Genomic DNA, 18,135 nt, shown 5'->3' with positions numbered 1-18,135 from the left:
ATGAGCAGGGCTGGAGTCAGAAACTAGATCCCGAGCCGGTCCCGCACCCGCCCCGTGACGACGGCGGCGGTGACGCCGAGCGGCCAGAACGCGTGCAGCGCCATCGGCTTGATGCCGGTGATAGGCATATCAATCTCGGCATTCTTGCCGCCGACGAGGCGGCGCGCCAGCCGGGCGCCCATCGCGGTCGAGAGCGCGACGCCGCGGCCGTTGCAGCCGAGCGAGATCAGAAGATTCTCCGCCGGTTCATGCACATGAGGATAGTGATCGGGCGTGATCGCGAGCCGGCTATTCCAGCCGTGCGTCCAGGTCACGCCTTTCAGCCGCGGCCACAGCCGTTCGGCATAGCGGATGAGATAGGCGACATCGGTAGGCTTACTGATCCAGCGCATCGGCCCACGGCCGCCCATCAGCAGGCGATTATGCGCATCGATCCGGTAATACACCGTGATGTGGCCGCTCTCGTACAGCACCGAGCGCGTCGGCATGATTTCGCGTGCAACCTCCTCGGATAAAGGCGCGGTGGCCGCAATCGACGAAAACACCGGCACGATGGTGCGGCGGAGGCCCGGCCACAGATCGTCTGTGAATCCGTTCGTCGCCAGCAGCACTTTTTCGGCGCGCACGATCCCGCGCGGCGTCTCAACTCGCCAATGCGCGCCTTCACGCGACAAGGAAAGCGCCGGCGTCTCGCCATGCACGGCTGCGCCGGCCGCGATCGCGGCGCGCGCGAGCCCGCGCGCATAGCTCAGGGGATGCAGGTCGCCGCCGCGATTGTCCAGCATGGCGCAGAGATAGCGGTCGGTTCCGGTCGTCTCCCGCATCTGTTCGCGATTCAGCAGCATCACCGGCATGCCGCGGCGGATGCATTGCTTTGCCGTGTTTGCGATCGCCGCGGCGCTCGCCTCGTTATAGGCCGCGCGCAGCGTGCCGTTCTGCCTTGCTTCGCACGGAATCTGGCATCGGCGTATCAGGTCGAACGTGAAGTTGGTGGTGCCATAGGCGAACGCAATCATGCGACCGCCGAGCTCGGCGCCGAAATCGGCCTCGATCCGGTCAGGATCGTGCTTGAGGCCCGGATTGACCTGACCACCATTGTTGCCCGAAGCGCCCCAGCCCGGCTGTTGCGCTTCCAGCACGGCGATATCGACGCCTTGCTCGGCCAGATGCAGCGCCGTGGACAGTCCGGTAAAACCGCCGCCGATGATTGCGACGGAAACCGTCTTGTCTCTATCGAGCGGCGGCGTCGATGCCGGCGCGACCGCCGTATCAGCGTAGAGGCTTGGCGGCAGCGGCCGTCGGATGGGCGCATTCATGCCGGCAGACTCAGAGCGGATGCAGCACGCGCCGCAGAAAATCCTGCGTGCGCGCATGCTGCGGCTGGTTGAGAACCGATTTCGCCGGCCCCTGCTCGACGATCACGCCGCCATCGATGAACAGCACGCGGTCGGCGACATCCCGGGCAAATCCCATCTCGTGGGTGACGACGACCATGGTCATGCCGTCGTCGGCGAGCTTGCGCATCACCGACAGCACGTCGCCGACCAGTTCCGGATCGAGCGCCGAAGTCGGCTCGTCGAACAGGATCGCCTTCGGCTGCATCGCAAGTGCACGGGCAATCGCGACGCGCTGCTGCTGGCCGCCGGAGAGTTGCGGCGGATAGCTGTCGGCTTTCTCCGCGAGGCCCACCTGCGCCAGCAGCGCGCGGCCGCGCTCCAGCGCCTCACCGCGCGGCTCCTTCTTCACATAGAGCGGCCCCTCGATGACGTTTTCCAGCGCGGTGCGATGCGGAAACAGGTTGAAGCGCTGGAACACCATCGAGACCTGCGTCCGGATCGCAACGATCGAGGGCGCGCTGCGATCGACCCGCGCGCCTTCGACGAGTATATCGCCGCCGTCATAGCTCTCCAGCCCGTTGATGCAGCGCAGGATGGTGGATTTTCCGGAGCCTGAGGGGCCGACGATGCAGACCACCTCGCCCTTCTCGACGGAAGCCGTGATGCCCTTGAGCACCTCGAGCTTGCCAAAACTCTTGTGAACGTTAGTGAGTTCGATCATTTGTGGCCCCCGCGCTTCTCGAAGTGACGGACCAGCAGAATGAGCGGGATGCTCATGGTGAGATACATCAGCGCCACAAGCGTGAACACGCTGGTGTTCTTGAAAGTGGAGGACGCGATCAGCTTGCCCTGCAGCGCGAGCTCGGCCACCGTGATCGTCGACGCCTGCGAGGAATCCTTCAGCATCATGATCATGATGTTTCCGTAGGGCGGCAGCACGATCTTGACCGCCTGCGGCAGCACCACGCGGCGCATGGTCTGCCACCAGCCCATGCCGATCGCCTGCGCCGCCTCGATCTGCCCCTTGTCGATGGCCTCGATGCCGGCGCGGAAATTCTCGGCCTGGTACGCCGAATAAGCGATGCCAAGACCGAGAATTGCCGCCTGCAGGGCCGTCAAAGTGAGGCCGAGTTCGGGCATCACGAAATAGAGATAGAACAACAGCACGATGATCGGGATGCCGCGGATCACGTTGATCAGCCCGGCGCTGAAGCCTGTGAAGACGCCGATGCCGGATACCCGCATCAAGGCCCAGACCAGGCCGAGCGCGGTCGACAGCAAGAGCGAGCCGATCGTGACGATGACCGTCAGCGCCACGCCGCTCATCAGGATCGGCAGGAACTCGGTCGCGTCGCGCCAGAAGCCTTGCATCAGGCACCCTGCGCCTTGAGGCCCCATTTATCGAGGATCTTTTCCACCGTGCCGTTCGCCTTCAGCTTCGCCAGCGAGGCGTTGATCTTGGCAAGCAGCTCGGTATCGCCCTTGCGCACACCGATGCCGACGGAACCGACTGTCGCGGGCTTGTAACTCTCGACGATGCGCGCCTCGGGGAAGCCGCCTTGCTTGAGGTTGTAGGCGAGGATCGGATAGTCGGCGAAGCCGGCTTTGAGGCGGCCGGCGTTCACGTCACGCAAAATATCGGGAATGGTATCGTAGGCCTTAACCTCGCTGAACAGCCCCGACTTCTTCAGAGCATCGACGAACGCCGTGCCGACCTGCGCGCCGACCACTTCGCCCTTCAGATCGTCCTGCGTGGTGTAGGTCTTCGTATTGCTCTTCGGCACCAAGAGGCCTTCGCCGTAGCTGTAGAACGGTTCGGAGAAATCAATCACTTCCTTGCGAGCGGGGGTGACGAACATCGCCGCCGAGATGATGTCGATCTTGTTCGAGGTGAGCGAGGCGATCAGCGTCGAGAACTGCATCGGCTCGATCTGCACCTGGAAGCCGGCGTCCTTGCCGATCTCGGTGATGAGATCGACCATGATGCCCTGAATGCTGTTGGTCTTGGTGTCGAGGAAAGTGAAGGGCACACCGGTCGGCGTCGACCCCACTTTCAGCACCTTTTGCGCGGATGCCGGCATCGCGGCTGTGAGAACCATGGCCGCCACCGCGGCCTGAACGAGACGCTTCAGAGCCATCGCACCACCTCCTGAAACTGCACTCTGGCCTGGCCCGCCCGCCTTAGACCAAAGAGTTGCGGGCAACGCCGTTCAGGCCTATTTTCACCAATATGAAATTGTGGTCACACTTTCCTCGGGTTTGCAAGCGATTTTCATGCACATGAAGGAAGCGGTCTGACGTGAGCGGCGGCAAGCGAATAAAGAAACCGGCGTTCAAGGCCAAAGCAAGGGCCGCCGGAAAGGCAACGGCCAGGTCGAGGGCGAAGACCGCCGCCAGGCCGGCCGAGCCGGCGATGGACCTTGCGGTCGGCCGCCGCATCCGCGAGCTACGCCGCGAGCACAAGCTCTCGCTGGAGACGATTGCGGCGAAGACCGATCTGTCGATCGGCTTTCTCAGCCAGATCGAGCGCGGCCTGTCGTCGCCTTCGCTGCGCGTGCTGGCGACGCTCGCCGACGTGCTTGGCGTCGGCATCGCCGCGCTGTTCGGCTCGCAGCCGAGCGACGACGCCGCGTCCGGCGGCGTGGTGACGCGCGAAATGCAGCGCGCCGAACTAAAGCTGTGGCGCACCGGCATTTCAAAGCAGTTGCTGAGTCCGGCGGGTGCGGAAAACCGCCTCAATCTGTTTCTCGTGCACCTGGAGCCCGGCGGCAACACCGGCGACGAGCTCTACACCCATGACGGCGAGGAGGCGGGACTGGTGCTGGAAGGCGAGATGACGCTGACCGTCGACGCCGAGACCTGGTCGCTCAAGCGAGGAGACAGTTTTCGCTTTGCCAGCCGCCGCCCGCACCGCTTCTCAAATCCCGCGAAAGATGCGAAAGCGGTCGTGCTGTGGGTGAATTGCGTGACGCAGGCGAAACCGTCATTGCGAGGAGCGTAGCGACGAAGCAATCCATCTATCGCCACCCCGTGGGATGGATTGCTTCGCGGAGCCTGTCATCGGGCGCGCATTCGCGCGACCCGTTGGCTCGCAATGACGGCTTCGCTTCCGTTCCTCTCTCCTTCGCCGTCCACCGACTGTCCGCGTGCCGGGAACAACATCGCGAACGAATTTAGATATACCCGAATGAAATCGACAATCCGAATTTAGGACTGTCGATTCAGATGCCGTCAACTCCCGCCCTCTAGGCTTCCCGGAGGGCAAGGGTACATAGGAGCCGAGCAATGCCGAACCGAGGGAAGCACGGGAAAGCACGAGCCGATGCCGCCGAGGCCCGAGAAGATATCATGAGCTCGGCTGCCTTGAGCGCCATGAGCGCGGGCGCTGTAAATGCCATGGCGGCCGTGGGCGCCGCCGTCATCAAGCTGCACAAGGAGACCATGGACAAGAAGCCGGAATGGTTCTGGCACCTGTTCGCGAGGTGCGAGGCCAAAGCCGCACGTCTCGCCGAGCAGGCCGCGAACATCCCTAGATCCAATGGCGACGCCACATTCATTGAAGTCTACGCCAGGACCTTGCCGGAACTGGTGAAGAAGGCGCTAAGCGACCGCGACCGGGCACTGCACTGAACAGAACTCGGCGCGTCCGTGATGCGGACGCCGCGATGCGACACAAATAGCAGAAGTCAGTGCTCTGCGTGAGGTCTACGAATTCTCATCCCGCCGTCATTGCGAGGGCCAACGGGTCGCGATGACGGCGGGAGGTCCTGTGCGCCCCTATCCAAACCGGTGATCGTACCGGCTCACATTCAGCTCACTCACGTCGATATCCGGCTTCCGCCCGGAGATCAGGTCTGCCATCACCCGCCCCGAGCCGCAGGCCATGGTCCAGCCGAGCGTGCCGTGGCCGGTGTTGAGATGCAAATTGCTGTAACGCGTGGCGCCGATGATCGGCGGGCCGTCCGGCGTCATCGGGCGCAGGCCGCACCAGAAGCTGGCTTTGCTCAAGTCGCCGCCGCGCGGAAACATGTCGGACAGCGAATGGTCGAGCGTCGCGCGCCGCGCCGCATCGAGCGTGTTCGAATAGCCGGAAATTTCCGCGGTGCCGCCGACGCGGATGCGGTTACCCAGCCGCGTGATCGCAACCTTGTAGCTCTCGTCCATCACGGTCGAGACCGGCGCCCCCTCGGGATCGGTGACCGGCACCGTGATCGAATAGCCCTTCACGGGATAGACCGGAACGGAAATGCCGATGGGTTTAAGCAACCGCGGCGACCAGCTTCCGAGCGCTGCAACATAAGCGTCGGCCTGTAACAGGCCGGCGCCGGTCACCACGCCCGTAATCTTGCCGCCTTCCGTGACCAGCCGCTCGATCGTGGTATTGAACTTGAACTGCACGCCGAGCTTTGCTGCTTCCTTGGCAAGCGCCTGCGTGAACATGTGGCAATCGCCGGTCTCGTCCTCCGGCAATCGCAGCCCGCCGACAAATTTTTCCTTCACGGTCGCGAGCGCAGGCTCCGCGCCAATGCAGCCGGTGCGATCCAAAAGCTCGTACGGCACGCCATATTGCTTTAGCACCGCGATATCGCCGCCGGTCGAGTCGAGCTGCTTCTGCTTGCGGAAGAGCTGCAGCGTGCCGCGGCTGCGCTCGTCATATACGATGCCGGTCTCGGCGCGCAGCGCGCGCAGGCAATCGCGGCTGTATTCGGCGATCGGGATCATCCGGCTCTTGTTGACCGCGTAGCGCTCTTCGGTGCAGTTGCGCAGCATCTTCAGCCCCCAGATCCACATGACAGGATCGAGCTTGGGCCAGATCACCAGCGGGCCATGCCGCATCAATAGCCACTTGATCGCCTTCACCGGCACGCCGGGGCCAGCCCAGGGCGAGGAATAGCCGGGCGAAACCTCGCCGGCGTTGGCAAAACTGGTTTCCTGTGCAGGCTCCGCCTGACGGTCGACGACGACAACTTCGTGGCCGGAACGCGCCAGATAATAGGCTGTCGTGACGCCGATCACGCCACTGCCGAGTACGATGATTTTCACAATCCCTCACGCATCTGCCGCGGCGTCGCACGCCGCGGCCGCTCTATTTTCTTCAGAGCAAGGATCAGGCCACGCGCTTGATCGCGTCCCCGAGGATCGAAACCATGTCGTCGATATGGCTCTTCTCGACGATCAGGGGCGGCGACATCGCAAAGGAATCGCCGCTCATGCGCAAATAAAGCCCGCGATTGAAGCAATCCACCATCACGTCATAGCCCCGCGCGCCGACGCCGTCGCTGCGCGGCGAGAGCTCGACCGCACCCATCAGGCCGACATTGCGGATGTCGATCACGTTGGGCAGGCCTTTCAGCGAATGCAGCGCATCGCGCCAGTATTCGGCCAGCGACGCCCCGCGCGTCAGCAGGCCCTCGTCCTTGTAGATGTCGAGCGTTGCGAGGCCCGCGGCGCAGGCGGTCGGGTGCGCCGAATAGGTGTAGCCGTGGAACAGCTCGATCGTGCCCTCGGGCCCGGTCATCAGCCCGTCGTGGATCTTACGGCTGGCAAACACGGCGCCGCAGGGAACGGTGCCGTTGGTGATACCCTTGGCGGTCGTCATCATGTCGGGCGTGACGCCGAAATAATCCGCCGCAAACGGCGTGCCGAGCCGACCGAAGCCGGTGATGACCTCATCGAAGATGAGCAAGATACCGTGCTTGTCAGCGATCTCGCGCAGGCGCTTCAAATAGCCCTTCGGCGGCGGCAGCACCGCGGTCGAGCCCGGCACCGGCTCGACGATGACGGCGGCGATGGTGTCGGCGCCATGCAGCGCGACCATCCGCTCGAGATCGTCGGCGAGCTCCGCGCCATGCTCCGGCTGATCCTTGGCAAAGGCATTGCGAGTGAGATCGTGGGTGTGACGGATGTGATCGACTCCAGGCAGATGGGTGGCGAACGCGCGGCGGTTGGCCACCATGCCGCCGACCGACATGCCGCCGAAGCCGACGCCGTGATAGCCGCGCTCGCGGCCGATCAGGCGCGTCCGCGTCCCCTGTCCAATGGCCCGCTGATAGGCGAGCGCGATCTTCAGCGCGGTATCGACCGACTCGGAGCCCGAATTGGTGAAGAACACGCGATCCAGTCCCTTCGGCGCGATCTCGGTGAGCCGCTCGGCAAAATCGAACGCCAGCGGATGGCCCATGTTGAACGAGGGCGCGAAGTCGAGATTCATCAATTGCCGTTCGACGGCAGCCGCAATCTGGCGGCGGCCATGGCCGGCGTTGACGCACCAGAGGCCGGCGGAGCCGTCGATCACCTTGCGGCCGTCGACGGTGGTGTAGTGCATGCCCTCGGCGGAGGCGAACAGGCGGGGCGCTTTCTTGAACTGCCGGTTGGCCGTGAAAGGCATCCAGAACGAGTCGGTCTGCAGGGTGTTCGGCTTCTGATGAAGGGTCACGGTCTAGCTCCTTTGCTGGCAGCTCAAGGGTCCACCGGGCCACGCTCGGGAAGCCACAACAAGTCCTTTTCTGCACTCCTGCAACCCATTGATTTTGCTAACCAGGTCAGGGCATATTTGTTCGATCCGAAACACCTGCAACAGGGATTTTCGATGACCGTCGATATCGGTGGGCGACTCCGCTTCGTCCGGGCCCGGCACAAGCTATCGCAGCGCGAGCTGGCAAAACGCTCCGGCGTGACCAATTCGACGATCTCGCTAATCGAATCGAACCAGATGAACCCCTCCGTCGGCGCGCTGAAGCGAATCCTCGACGGGCTGCCGATGGGGCTTGCCGAATTCTTCGCGATCGAGCCGGAGCGGCCGCGCAAGGCGTTCTACCGCTCCGACGAACTGACCGAGATCGGCAAGCAGCCGATCTCCTACCGCCAGGTCGGCGACACCATGTTCGGCCGCGCGCTGCAGATCCTGAAGGAGCGTTACGAGCCCGGTAGCGACACCGGCCGGGTGCCGCTAACCCATGACGGCGAGGAAGGCGGCATCGTGGTGAGCGGCCGGCTGGAGGTGACCGTCGACGACGAGCGCCGCATTCTTGATCCGGGCGATGCCTATTATTTCGAAAGCCGCCGCCCGCACCGCTTCCGCTGCGTCGGTGGAAAGCCGTGCGAAGTGATAAGCGCCTGCACGCCGCCGACGTTTTGAGCGGCCAAGGCGCGTACTCATAAATCCGGGTGCAGCGCTGAATAGCAGCCGTCTCCGCCTTTGCGGCAGCGCGGACGCTCAGGCTCCCTGCGCCGCAACAAATGCCCTTGGCCGCGCTGTGAAATGTTCTCCGCTGCCAGGAACGACCCCCGTAGCGGCCGAGTTAAGTCGACGAAATCCACTCTTGTGAAGGGAGCCGAGCCATGGCCCGCGCAACAGCCCATCCGGATCATCAATGCATCTCAAGCGAAGACATTCATGGAACCGAGGTTTATGGAGCAGATGGAAAGAATATCGGTGAGATTGATCACCTCATCATCGACAAGGTGTCAGGTCGCGTAGCTTATGCCGTCATGAGCTTTGGCGGATTTGTCGGGTTGGGCCACAGCCATTATCCCATCCCGTGGAGCGCCCTGACATATGATACGTCGCTCGGTGGTTTTCGAACCAATATCACCGAGCAACAGCTCAAGGATGCGCCGGAGTTCAGTGACGACTCCTGGCAAGATCGAGACTGGGAAACGCGCACCCACCGGCACTACGGGATACCTACGTACTGGGAAGGGCGAGGTGGTCTATAACGCTCGGTAGCATCTGAAAATTTTCACTCGTCAGTGCCGCTGAGTCATTGAAGAAAGTTGGTCGACCGCCCTGGCTCGGCGTGGGGCGGTCGTACTATGCCTTCAAGTGCCAGCGAAAGCGCCTTTCATAAGGGAAGGCAGCGCCAGACCTCCGTGTCCGCCTTGGTTATTTGCGGCATCCGCCAGAGCCCAAAGATGCGTCTGCTTAGCCTCAGCAATCGATATCGCTCGTTTACGGGTACACGCCCTATGGATAGAAGGATTGGATCTTCAGGAGGGCGACACCGTGCGCAAGGTCTGGATCGAGGCGGCGTTGAACGGCTCATGGGGCCGCGCGCTCCAACCCGGCATTCCCGATACCGTTGAGACCATCATCGCCGAGGGCGTCGCCTGCGCGCGGGCCGGCGCTACCATCATTCATGTCCATGCCTATGATGGCGGCGGCCCGCAGACCTACGACTGGCAGGTCTATGCCCGCATCATCGAAGGCATTCGCAACCACGTCGATGTGCCGGTCTATCCCTCCTATCCGGCTTTCATAACCACAGGCAGCGACGGCAGCCCGCTCGCCGACGTCGCGGCCCGATTTGCCGACATCGAAGAACTTGCCGCGCGCGGCCTCTTGGATTTTGCCGTCATCGATCCCGGTAGCGTCAATTTGAGCCTGACAAAAATCACGGCGGACACGCAGCCTGGCGGCACCTACATGAATCCTGAATCCCATATCCGGTATGCGCTCGATTTCGCAGCACGTCGCGGCCTGCATACCGATTTTGCCATCTACGAGCCCGGCTTCCTGCGTGCCGGCGCAGCGCTTGCGCGCGCGTCCGGCGTCAAGGTGCCGATCTATCGTCTCATGTTCTGCAATCTGATCGCGGTCGGCCTTCCACCAAAGCCATATGCGCTCGCGGCCTACCATGCGCTGCTGGAGGAGGAAGCGCCCGGCGCGCCCTGGATGATTGCGGGCGTCAGCGCCGATCTCCGCCCGCTGTTCACTGATACGATCGCGCGGGGCGGCCATCTTCGCGTCGGCCTCGAGGATGCGCCGCTCGGCACGACCGCGACCAATCTGGAACTGGTCGAAGAGGCGGTTAGAACTGTGCGCGAACACGGCGCCGAACCCGCCTCTCCGGCCGAGATGCGGCAGGCATTGGCAGCGGCCGGCTGATAACCCGTTCCTCCCGGGGATCCTGAACAAAAACGCGAATCGACCTGCCGAGCCGGCCCGATCAGTACGATTGGATTTGGAACGTGATTTCCGGATGGTGGGTGCAGGCGATTATTGCGCGCAGGCGATCCGCCTATTTCGATTTCGGCGGAACGGCGCGCGATGACGCTGTGTCAATCTGGATTGCTCAATTCGTCTTGCAGAAAACATCAGGAACCGCCGGTCTCCTTTGGAGCATGCGGCATCACAATTAATCGGGAAGACCCGCACTGCGGAGACCCTTGGCGAAAGTGGCGAAGTCCTCCTCCCGGCGAAACATCGCCAAATCTCGCAGATTGGTGGCGCGCAAATCGGGATCACATTCGAGTGCTCGCGATATTGCTCGTTGTGCCAGATCAAGTCACCCCGCGAGCGCATTGCTCGCTGCCGAAATGCTTGTGGCCAGCAGGAAAGTCGGATTGAAACGTAGAGAGCTTTCGGCGCATGACGACGCCTTCTCATAGCGGCCTGCGAGAAAATGGGCATAAGCCATGGCCCCGTGCATGGCGTACGTGGAAGGATCGAGCGCGCTCAAGCGCATGGCATGCGCAGCGTGCTCAAGTGCTAAGTCCGGCTCACCTCTCCAAACTCTTAGCCACGCACTAAGGATCCAACTTCGCCCCAAGTTAGGATTTACCGCTAGTCCCCGGTCCATGAACGCCGCCGCATCGTCGAACTCATGGGCTACCAAGGCGAGTGCATATCCACCCATACACAGCGCAATCGGGTCATCTTCCCCCAGCAGCACCGCCTTCCGAGCCAGCCGTACAGCTTCCACACTTTCGTGAATGCGTTCGTCCATCCAACCACGCGCTTTCCGCTGCACGTAGCACCACGCAGCCATGCCATAGGCGCAGGCCAGACCATGATCGAGCTCGACAGCCTTGCAAAAGAGCCGGAGTGCTTCGGCATTCGCGTCCTTGGTCCACCGACCAGCGCTGGCCAGCCCACGCAGATAATAGTCGTATGCATCCAGATTTTCAGTTGGTTTGCGCTTTGCCCGCTTGATTTCCTCGCGCTGCAGCTTTGGTGCGATTTCACCCACCACGCTGGAAGTCACATGGTCCTGTAGATCGAACACATCCTCAAGCGCACCATCAAAGTGGTCAGCCCACAGATGTGCTCCAGTTTCTGCATCAATAAGCTGCCCCGCGATGCGCAGGCGATTTCCTGCCTTGCGCACGCTGCCTTCGAGTACGTAGCGCACCCAAGCTCGCGGCCGACCTGCCTCACGTCTACATTTCGGCCTTTGTAGGTGAAGCTCGAATTGCGAGCGATCACAAAGAGCCAATGAAAGCGCGACAGCGCCATCGTGATGTCCTCCACGACGCCGTCAGCAAAATACTCCTGCTCTGGATCTAAGCTTAGGTTGACGAAGGGGAGGACAGCGACTGAAGGCCTCGCGGGCAGCGTCAGGGAGCGTTTCGGCGGTTCTGCCCAGTTGTCGGACGCTGTGCCGCCTCGCTCTTCCTGCACTTGCCCGACAAAACGGAAGCCCCTCCGCGCCAGAGTTTTGAGGAGGCGCTGCTCTTCGCCGGAATCGCCGATCGCATTCCGAGCGGCGTTCAGGCGGGTCGTCAACGCAGCATCGGATACAATGCGTCCATTCCAAACGGCAATAATGAGGTCGTCTTTGCTGACGACGCGCTCCCTGTTTCGAATCAAGTAATCGAGCAGGTCAAAAACCTGCGGTGTGATTGACACCGCATCCGTCCCGCGGTGCAGTTCACGCTTTTCAGTGTCAAGCGTGTAATTCTCGAAGAGATAGCGCAAGTTGCCATTCCTTCTGGGTCACCTCTAAGGCCACCGCAGCACGAAGAATAAGCTGCCGGTAAGGGAAATGTAAGCCACCAGTTAAGCGCGCCGGCGCATCTAGCGGCAACTTTGTCTAGTGAAGAAGTCCAGACAGGACACACCGCAATGAGCACGATTCAAGGGCCTACCGAGCTGGGACCGGCAACCGCAAAGCGGCCCGTCTACAGTCCTCTCGAAGCATACTGGAATGCATTTCAGGAGTGGCGCAAACGCGAGAAGCTGCGAACCGAGTTGTGTCGCCTGACGGACAGCGAGCTTGCGGACATTGGTATCACGCGCGGCGAGATTGACTACGTCGCCTCAAACCACTCAATCTCGCCAGATCCCCTTCGTTGGATCTGACATCGGCACTCGATGGTGATCGACGTCGGGTGCATCTCGGCCTACTTCGCCAGCGCGCTTGAAAGCACCAGCTCGAGCTCCTGCCTGACATCATCAAGTGGCTGGGCGCTGCGCGCGGCGCGGCACATCGCGACCGTTCCCTCTACGGACGCGATGACGAGTGCGGCGAGCCGCCGCGCGCGCGCCGGCGCCACGCCCTCGCGGCGTAGGGCCGTGAACATGATGCGCTGCCAATCGGCAAACACGCCGTCGGCAAGATCGAGCAGATGCCGTTGTGCGGCTTCGTCCGGCTCGCCGTCCTTCTCCGTAGCATCGTTGACATATTGCTCGACCGCAACCGCGAGCACCGGGCATCCGGCCTGGAATTTCGTTCTCTCCAGCGTCTGACGCCACAGCGCGATGAAGGTGCACAGACCCGCGATGGCGCCGCGCGATTGGACCAGATGCCCCAGCGGCCCGCTGACCTGCTTGCCCGCAAACACCAGCGCGTCCTCGATCAGTTGCTGCTTGCCGCGCGGAAAGTGATGGCCAATCGAGCCCCGCGGCGTGCCGGTGTGGCGCACCACCTCGCGCATGCTGGTGGCGTTGACGCCGCGGCGGCTCATCAGGTCGGCGGCGCCTGCCACCATTTTTGCGCGGGTATCTGACGTCATCGCGAATCCTGTTCCAATGGACGGCCCACCCTAGAATATGACGCTTGACATAGCCAGCTCCATGGGACGCTATGACGAGTGTCATAGTCGGTGCCGCAGAAGGGATGTGCGTGATGACCTTCATCCATGTGATGACGCCGCAGGGACGGTTGAACGCCGATCAGCGGCGCGTGTTGGCAAAGACGCTGACGGATGCCGTGCTGGTGCCGGAAGTCGGCAAACTCACGCCGGAGGCGCGCCGCGGCTATCAACTCCATTTCGTCGAGCGTCCGCTCGACATGATCGCGCACGGCGGAGAGCTGCTCTCCGACAAGCCTAGTGATGTCATGGTGCTCGACGTCGTCGTGATGGACTGCTGCTGGACGCGCGAGGATCGCGCTGCCGTTATCCGCAATATTCACGCCGCGCTTGCAGACGCCTGCGGGATGAAGACGCCGTCGCCAGGCTGGTGGATCAATTTCCGCATCATCGAGGAAGGAAGCTGGGGGTCGCGCGGCGGCGCGCTGTCGTTCCTCGACCTGCTTGAACATGGCGCAGCGCATTTTTCGCCGGAACGCGCCGCGGCGATCCGCACCGCACTTGCCGTCAAATACGAGCGATAGGCGCGAGCCCGGCACTGCATTCCAGAACAGTCAGGACGGAGAAGATCATGAGCAGCGAAGGAACAATCCGCACCGAAACCCATGATCGCATCTTCAAGATCATCATCGACAACCCCGCCAAGAAGAACGCGTTCTCGCCGGCGATGATGGAGCAGTTGTCGGACGCCCTGACGGAACTCCACAACAACGACAACTATTGGGTCGGCGTCATCTGCGCCGAAGGTAAGGATTTCACCGCCGGCCTCGACATGCCGAAATTCTTCGGCCCTAACGCCGAGAAGCGGAATTTCAAAGAAGGTAATGTCGACGTCTTCGGCCTGCAGAAGCGCTGCAAGAAGCCGATCGTCACGGCGGTGCAGGGCATCGTCTTCACCGTCGGCATCGAGCTGATGCTGGCGGGCGACATTGTTGTTGCCGCCGACGATTCCCGCTTCTGCCAGATGGAATCCAAGCGTGGCATCGCCCCGCTTGGAGGTGCGCATTTCCGCTTCCTGTCGCGCACCGGCTGGGGCAACGCGATGTATCATCTGTTCCTCTGCGACGAATTCACCGCAGCGCGCGCCCGCGAGATCGGGCTGGTCCAGGAGGTGGTCCCGGCGGGCCAGCAAATCGAGCGTGCGATGGCGCTCGCCAGGATCATTGCCGGCAATGCGCCGCTCGGCATTCAGGTCACCAAGGAAGCGGCGCTTAAATATGTCGAGCAGGGCGAGCAGGCGGCGATCGCCTATCTCCCGACCGTGCGGGAACGCGTGCTCAACAGTGCCGACGCGCGCGAAGGCATTCAATCCTTCATCGAGCGGCGCGCCGCGGTCTTCCAGGGGCGGTGACTACCGCCCGTCCCTCACCTGACATCGACAATCTCGGCGGCCCTATCCGGTAGGCGCGGGGGCTTCCCCGCCTACCCCGTCAGGATCGATTTCAACGAGTCGCGCTGCTCGACGATGTAGTCGAAAAACGCGACAATCCGCGGCAAGCGTCGGATGTCGGGGTGCGTCAACAGCCGCCAGCTTCGGGTCAGCTCCGGCACGGGCCCGAGCACACGGACCAGATCCGGCTCCGCGTCCCCGAGCGCCGTCGGCAGCGGCCCTATTCCAGCGCCGGATTTCACCGCGGAAACGAGGCCGAGCACGCTGTTGTTGCGCACCGGCATTCTGGCGTCGGGCGCGACGTCCTTCAGCCACTTGGCGGCCCGGTGATTGGCCAGCGTCTCGTCGAAGCCGATAAGAGGATGTTGCGACAAGTCTTCGACACGATCGGGCTTGCCGTGACGCTCGACATAATCACGGCTGGCATACACCGCCCAGAATGAATCCGCGATCTTCCGGCCGATTAGCTCGTCGTCAGTATCGCCTGAGCGGAAAGCGACGTCGACCTCGCCCTTCGACAGGTCGAGATAGCGGTCGCTGGTGATGAACTCGACGCGCAAATGCGGATGGCGGGCATGAAACCGCTCGATCAGGCCCGACTGCGTTATGCGGATGACGATCGGCTCAGGGCACGTGACGCGGATCGCACCCTTCATCTCATGCTCGACATCGGTTGCCCGCCGCTGGAAATCCCCTATCGCGGCCTCGACGCGTTCAGCAAAGGGTAAGAGCGTGGTGCCGTATTCGGAAAGACGATAGCCACCGGCCTGCCGGCTCACCAGCGCCTGGCCGATCCGGCGCTCCAGCTCTTCAAGCCGGCGGTGCACGGTCGACTGGCTGGTGCCGAGCGCCTTGCCGGCTGCAATCGTGCTGCCGTGCCGCGCCACGGCAAGAAAGTATTTCAGGTCGTTCCAGTCGAACATGCGCCCATTATGCACTTTTGGAGCGGGACCTAGCAATCTTGCGGCTCCCGCGGCGTCGCCCTGCTGCCTAGGCTGTTGCGTCGAAACAGCGCGGTGACTAACGAAAGGAGCGATACATGCGTAGCCATCTTGTGCCGGGCATCACCCTGCTCGCCGGCCTCGGCCTCAGCCATCCCGCATCGGCGCAGCAACACGGAGCGACCACGCCGAATATCGCCAAGCCGAACATGGTGCTGCAGCAGGTCGTCGAGGGATTGCCAAAGGACGACAAGCAAACCGTGCGAGTCATGACGGCGACGTTCAAGCCGGGCGACAAGACCGTTTATCACACCCATCGCTTTCCGGTGACGGTCTACGTCCTCGAAGGCGCCTTCACGCTCGAACTGGACGGCCGTCCACCGCTCACGGTCAAGGCTGGCGAGGCGATGGTCGAACCGCCGAACGTGCCCATGACCGGTTACAACCGCAGCGCCACCGAGCCGACCAGGGTGGTCATCTTCTACGTCAGCGCGAACGATACGCCGTTCCTCGACGTGCATTCGCACTAGGCGGCCTGCCATCGCGGCGACGACAGCGCCTGGAGCAGGGCCAGCAACAGAGCTAACCGCGAAAATCGATGCTGCGCAGGATGATGCCGGGCGGGCTCCCCTCTAACTCCCCGGCGTCGAACTTGCGCGACGCGCATTGCTCGATCCGGTCACGCAGGCGCAGGAATTGCTGTTCGCGCTCGCTGGTCGCCGTGCGCGAGGCATGTTCCAGATCGTCCATCGCTGAAGCGCTGACGGCGCAGGGAATCTCCCTGGACCCATCCATCATGGAGAACAGCAGCACCATGCGATCGAACTCATAACCGCGAACGTTTCCGCGTGTGAGTGTCATCGGGTGTTCCTCCCCGAGAGAAAACGATAATTGCCTTGGCTTGTTCCTCCTCCCCCGAACGCTTACGCGAATAGTCCTTCCGCCGACGTGCCGGTGGGTATAAGTTTTCACCTGTCTGCACCGTGGCAAGCACCGCCAGTCGGGGGCATTTTGCATGCGCGCTCTTGTTCTGGTTCTCGCATTCCTCATCGGGTCGGGCGTCCCTGCCCTCGCCGACGATATCGCTACCGCCCAGAGCGTGATCCGCGCGCAGGAGCAGGCGTTCATCCGCGATGACGCCGCGGCCGCCTATTCCCATGCCGCGCCCGAGATCAGGCAGATCTTTCCGCAAGCCGACATCTTCATGCAGATGGTCCGGCAAGGCTACGCCCCGGTCTATCGCCACAAGAGTTTCGACTTCGGCGAGGCGCGTTCGGCCAATGGCCGGATCGCCCAGCGCGTCCACATCGTCGACGACAATGGCGAAGCCTGGGAAGCGCTTTACACGCTGGAGCAGCAGCCGGACGGCAGCCTGAAGATTACGGGATGTTCGCTGCTGAAGGCGGGACAGGCGGTTTGACGCTCATGCCATCGCGAGCCGCTGGCGTGCGCGCATCAGCAGCAGCAGCATGATCCCGATGTTGAGCGCGTTCCACGCCAGCCCGTTGGCGAACGCGGCGGTGTAGGAGCCGGTGGCGTCGAAGATCGCGCCGGAGATCCAGCCGCCGAACGACATGCCGAACACGGAGGCGAAGATCACGATGCCGACACGGGTCGCGGCTTCGGAAGCCGGCATCGCCTCGCGCACGATAATGGCGTAGCTCGGCACAATGCCGCCCTGGAACAGGCCGAACATCGCGGAGATGATGTAGAGCGAGGTCAGGCTGTCGAAGAACAGATAGAACAAAAGCGCGGTGCCCTGCGCCACCGAGCCGATCAGGAGCGTGGGGATGCCACCGATCTTGTCGGCGAGAAAGCCTGAACCGATGCGGCTGATGATGCCGAAACCCAGCATCAGCGACAGCATTTCGGCGCCGCGCGCCACGCCATAGCCGAGATCGCCGCAATAGGCGACGATGTGCACCTGCGGCATCGACATCGCCACGCAGCAGGCAATCGCGGCGAGGGACAGGATCGCCGTCAGCGCATTGGTGGAAAGGCGCAAGTCCACGCGCGGCGGCGGCGCATTGTCATGGTCGCGCTGCCCTCCCGCTCCCATCAGCATACGCAACGCGATCAGCGCCAGCGTCATCGCCACCGCGGTGAAGACGCCGATCGCGATATGGCTGGTGCGCCAGCCGATCTGCTCCATGCCGAAATTCACCAGCGGCGGCCAGATCGCACCGCCGATGTAGTTGCCGCTGGCGGCGATGGCGACCGCCAGCCCCCTATAGCGATCGAACCAGTGCGAGGCTTCCGCCATCAGCGGGCCGAAGGTGGCCGACGAAGAGAGCCCGATCGCGAAATGCACCAGGATAAAGGGCCAGATCGAGGTCGACATACCCGCGACGATATAGCCGAGGCCCAAAATGCCGATGCCGAGACCGATCGCGGTGACGATGCCGTAGCGGTCGGTGATCTTGCCCGTCAGCACGCCGCCGGAACCGAACCCGAGCATGACCATCGTAAAGGCTAGCGAGGCGGTGCCGCGGCTCGCGGCAAACTCCGTCTGCACCACCGGGAGTGCGACCACCACCGACCACATGCCGACGCTGCCGAGCGAGCCGATCAACACGGCCACGGCAAGCCTGAGCCACGCCCGGCGCGAATCGGGAACGAACAGGTCGGAATCTTTGGTGAATTCAGAATAAGT

21 protein-coding genes and 1 pseudogene are annotated in these 18,135 nt (G+C 62.7%); 10 read left to right on the top strand and 12 right to left on the bottom strand.

The window, feature by feature from the left end:
- Positions 1 to 23 precede the first annotated feature (23 nt).
- From RX328_RS07260 to RX328_RS43270, 5 genes are read right to left on the bottom strand one after another with little or no spacing between them, the layout of a single operon-like run.
- Positions 24 to 1,316: an NAD(P)/FAD-dependent oxidoreductase gene (locus RX328_RS07260; RefSeq protein WP_213251354.1), complete on the bottom strand. Its 1,293-nt coding sequence runs from the start codon at positions 1,314 to 1,316 to the stop codon at positions 24 to 26.
- Between the two features lie 10 nt (positions 1,317 to 1,326).
- Entirely contained in the window at positions 1,327 to 2,058 is a 732-nt protein-coding gene (locus RX328_RS07255) for an amino acid ABC transporter ATP-binding protein (RefSeq protein WP_213251353.1), read from the bottom strand.
- Positions 2,055 to 2,708: an amino acid ABC transporter permease gene (locus RX328_RS07250; RefSeq protein ID WP_213251352.1), complete on the bottom strand. Its 654-nt coding sequence runs from the start codon at positions 2,706 to 2,708 to the stop codon at positions 2,055 to 2,057. The genes RX328_RS07255 and RX328_RS07250 overlap by 4 nt, the downstream gene beginning before the upstream one ends.
- Positions 2,708 to 3,475: an ABC transporter substrate-binding protein gene (locus tag RX328_RS07245; protein WP_213251351.1), complete on the bottom strand. Its 768-nt coding sequence runs from the start codon at positions 3,473 to 3,475 to the stop codon at positions 2,708 to 2,710. The genes RX328_RS07250 and RX328_RS07245 overlap by 1 nt, the downstream gene beginning before the upstream one ends.
- A gap of 43 nt (positions 3,476 to 3,518) precedes the next feature.
- The gene (locus RX328_RS43270; protein WP_249726335.1) at positions 3,519 to 3,776 is read right to left on the bottom strand and encodes a hypothetical protein; all 258 of its coding nucleotides are present in this window, start codon (positions 3,774 to 3,776) and stop codon (positions 3,519 to 3,521) included.
- Here RX328_RS43270 and RX328_RS07240 point away from each other — a divergent pair.
- Together RX328_RS07240 and RX328_RS07235 are read left to right on the top strand one after the other, a co-directional pair.
- Positions 3,751 to 4,338 (top strand): cupin domain-containing protein, encoded by a 588-nt coding sequence (locus RX328_RS07240; RefSeq protein ID WP_249726334.1) that lies wholly within the window; start codon positions 3,751 to 3,753, stop codon positions 4,336 to 4,338. The two genes, RX328_RS43270 and RX328_RS07240, sit on opposite strands and share 26 nt — an antisense overlap.
- Before the next feature lie 347 nt (positions 4,339 to 4,685).
- Positions 4,686 to 4,967: a hypothetical protein gene (locus RX328_RS07235; protein WP_249726333.1), complete on the top strand. Its 282-nt coding sequence runs from the start codon at positions 4,686 to 4,688 to the stop codon at positions 4,965 to 4,967.
- A gap of 147 nt (positions 4,968 to 5,114) precedes the next feature.
- On the opposite strand, the gene RX328_RS07230 is transcribed toward RX328_RS07235, so the two are convergent.
- Positions 5,115 to 6,380, bottom strand: a complete 1,266-nt coding sequence (locus RX328_RS07230; protein WP_213251348.1) for a D-amino acid dehydrogenase — start codon at positions 6,378 to 6,380, stop codon at positions 5,115 to 5,117.
- Between the two features lie 64 nt (positions 6,381 to 6,444).
- Positions 6,445 to 7,773: an aspartate aminotransferase family protein gene (locus RX328_RS07225; protein WP_213251347.1), complete on the bottom strand. Its 1,329-nt coding sequence runs from the start codon at positions 7,771 to 7,773 to the stop codon at positions 6,445 to 6,447.
- Between the two features lie 153 nt (positions 7,774 to 7,926).
- Between RX328_RS07225 and RX328_RS07220 the strand changes: the two genes are divergently transcribed.
- From RX328_RS07220 to RX328_RS07210, 3 genes are all read left to right on the top strand, one after another.
- The gene (locus tag RX328_RS07220; protein ID WP_213251346.1) at positions 7,927 to 8,475 is read left to right on the top strand and encodes a cupin domain-containing protein; all 549 of its coding nucleotides are present in this window, start codon (positions 7,927 to 7,929) and stop codon (positions 8,473 to 8,475) included.
- A gap of 203 nt (positions 8,476 to 8,678) precedes the next feature.
- Positions 8,679 to 9,056, top strand: coding sequence for a PRC-barrel domain-containing protein (locus tag RX328_RS07215; protein ID WP_057842937.1), 378 nt, complete (start codon positions 8,679 to 8,681; stop codon positions 9,054 to 9,056).
- Positions 9,057 to 9,318: 262 nt separating this feature from the next.
- Positions 9,319 to 10,224 (top strand): 3-keto-5-aminohexanoate cleavage protein, encoded by a 906-nt coding sequence (locus RX328_RS07210; RefSeq protein WP_249726332.1) that lies wholly within the window; start codon positions 9,319 to 9,321, stop codon positions 10,222 to 10,224.
- 250 nt (positions 10,225 to 10,474) lie between these two features.
- On the opposite strand, the pseudogene RX328_RS07205 reads toward RX328_RS07210, so the two are convergent.
- Positions 10,475 to 12,036, bottom strand: a pseudogene (locus RX328_RS07205) (winged helix-turn-helix domain-containing tetratricopeptide repeat protein).
- Positions 12,037 to 12,183: 147 nt separating this feature from the next.
- Between RX328_RS07205 and RX328_RS43265 the strand changes: the two are divergent.
- Entirely contained in the window at positions 12,184 to 12,420 is a 237-nt protein-coding gene (locus RX328_RS43265) for a DUF1127 domain-containing protein (protein WP_213251345.1), read from the top strand.
- A 41-nt stretch (positions 12,421 to 12,461) separates the two neighbouring features.
- Here the strand turns inward: RX328_RS43265 and RX328_RS07200 are convergent, their stop codons facing one another.
- On the bottom strand, positions 12,462 to 13,073 hold the full coding sequence (locus tag RX328_RS07200) for a TetR/AcrR family transcriptional regulator (RefSeq protein WP_213251344.1): 612 nt from the start codon (positions 13,071 to 13,073) through the stop codon (positions 12,462 to 12,464).
- 113 nt (positions 13,074 to 13,186) lie between these two features.
- Between RX328_RS07200 and RX328_RS07195 the strand changes: the two genes are divergently transcribed.
- Both RX328_RS07195 and RX328_RS07190 read left to right on the top strand, forming a co-directional pair.
- Positions 13,187 to 13,675, top strand: a complete 489-nt coding sequence (locus RX328_RS07195; RefSeq protein ID WP_213251343.1) for a tautomerase family protein — start codon at positions 13,187 to 13,189, stop codon at positions 13,673 to 13,675.
- Between the two features lie 47 nt (positions 13,676 to 13,722).
- Positions 13,723 to 14,502 carry a crotonase/enoyl-CoA hydratase family protein gene (locus tag RX328_RS07190; RefSeq protein WP_213251342.1) on the top strand — a complete coding sequence of 260 codons (780 nt, stop codon included), beginning with the start codon at positions 13,723 to 13,725 and terminating at the stop codon, positions 14,500 to 14,502.
- Positions 14,503 to 14,573: 71 nt separating this feature from the next.
- Here the strand turns inward: RX328_RS07190 and RX328_RS07185 are convergent, their stop codons facing one another.
- Positions 14,574 to 15,464, bottom strand: coding sequence for a LysR family transcriptional regulator (locus RX328_RS07185; RefSeq protein ID WP_213251341.1), 891 nt, complete (start codon positions 15,462 to 15,464; stop codon positions 14,574 to 14,576).
- A gap of 116 nt (positions 15,465 to 15,580) precedes the next feature.
- On the opposite strand from RX328_RS07185, the gene RX328_RS07180 reads away from it, so the two are divergent.
- Positions 15,581 to 16,012 carry a cupin domain-containing protein gene (locus tag RX328_RS07180; RefSeq protein ID WP_213251340.1) on the top strand — a complete coding sequence of 144 codons (432 nt, stop codon included), beginning with the start codon at positions 15,581 to 15,583 and terminating at the stop codon, positions 16,010 to 16,012.
- 52 nt (positions 16,013 to 16,064) lie between these two features.
- Here RX328_RS07180 and RX328_RS07175 read toward each other — a convergent pair whose 3' ends face one another.
- Positions 16,065 to 16,343, bottom strand: coding sequence for a DUF1488 family protein (locus RX328_RS07175; protein ID WP_213251339.1), 279 nt, complete (start codon positions 16,341 to 16,343; stop codon positions 16,065 to 16,067).
- A 154-nt stretch (positions 16,344 to 16,497) separates the two neighbouring features.
- Here RX328_RS07175 and RX328_RS07170 point away from each other — a divergent pair, with 154 nt between their 5' ends.
- Positions 16,498 to 16,902, top strand: coding sequence for a DUF4864 domain-containing protein (locus tag RX328_RS07170; protein WP_213251338.1), 405 nt, complete (start codon positions 16,498 to 16,500; stop codon positions 16,900 to 16,902).
- 3 nt (positions 16,903 to 16,905) lie between these two features.
- Here RX328_RS07170 and RX328_RS07165 read toward each other — a convergent pair whose 3' ends face one another.
- The gene (locus RX328_RS07165) at positions 16,906 to 18,105 is read right to left on the bottom strand and encodes an MFS transporter (protein WP_249726350.1); all 1,200 of its coding nucleotides are present in this window, start codon (positions 18,103 to 18,105) and stop codon (positions 16,906 to 16,908) included.
- Between the last annotated feature and the right edge of the window lie 30 nt (positions 18,106 to 18,135).

The sequence above is a fragment of the Bradyrhizobium sp. sBnM-33 genome (assembly GCF_032917945.1).
Lineage (GTDB): Bacteria > Pseudomonadota > Alphaproteobacteria > Rhizobiales > Xanthobacteraceae > Bradyrhizobium.
Note: the sequence above shows the minus strand (reverse complement) of the source record. Positions and strands in the feature narration are given on the sequence as shown.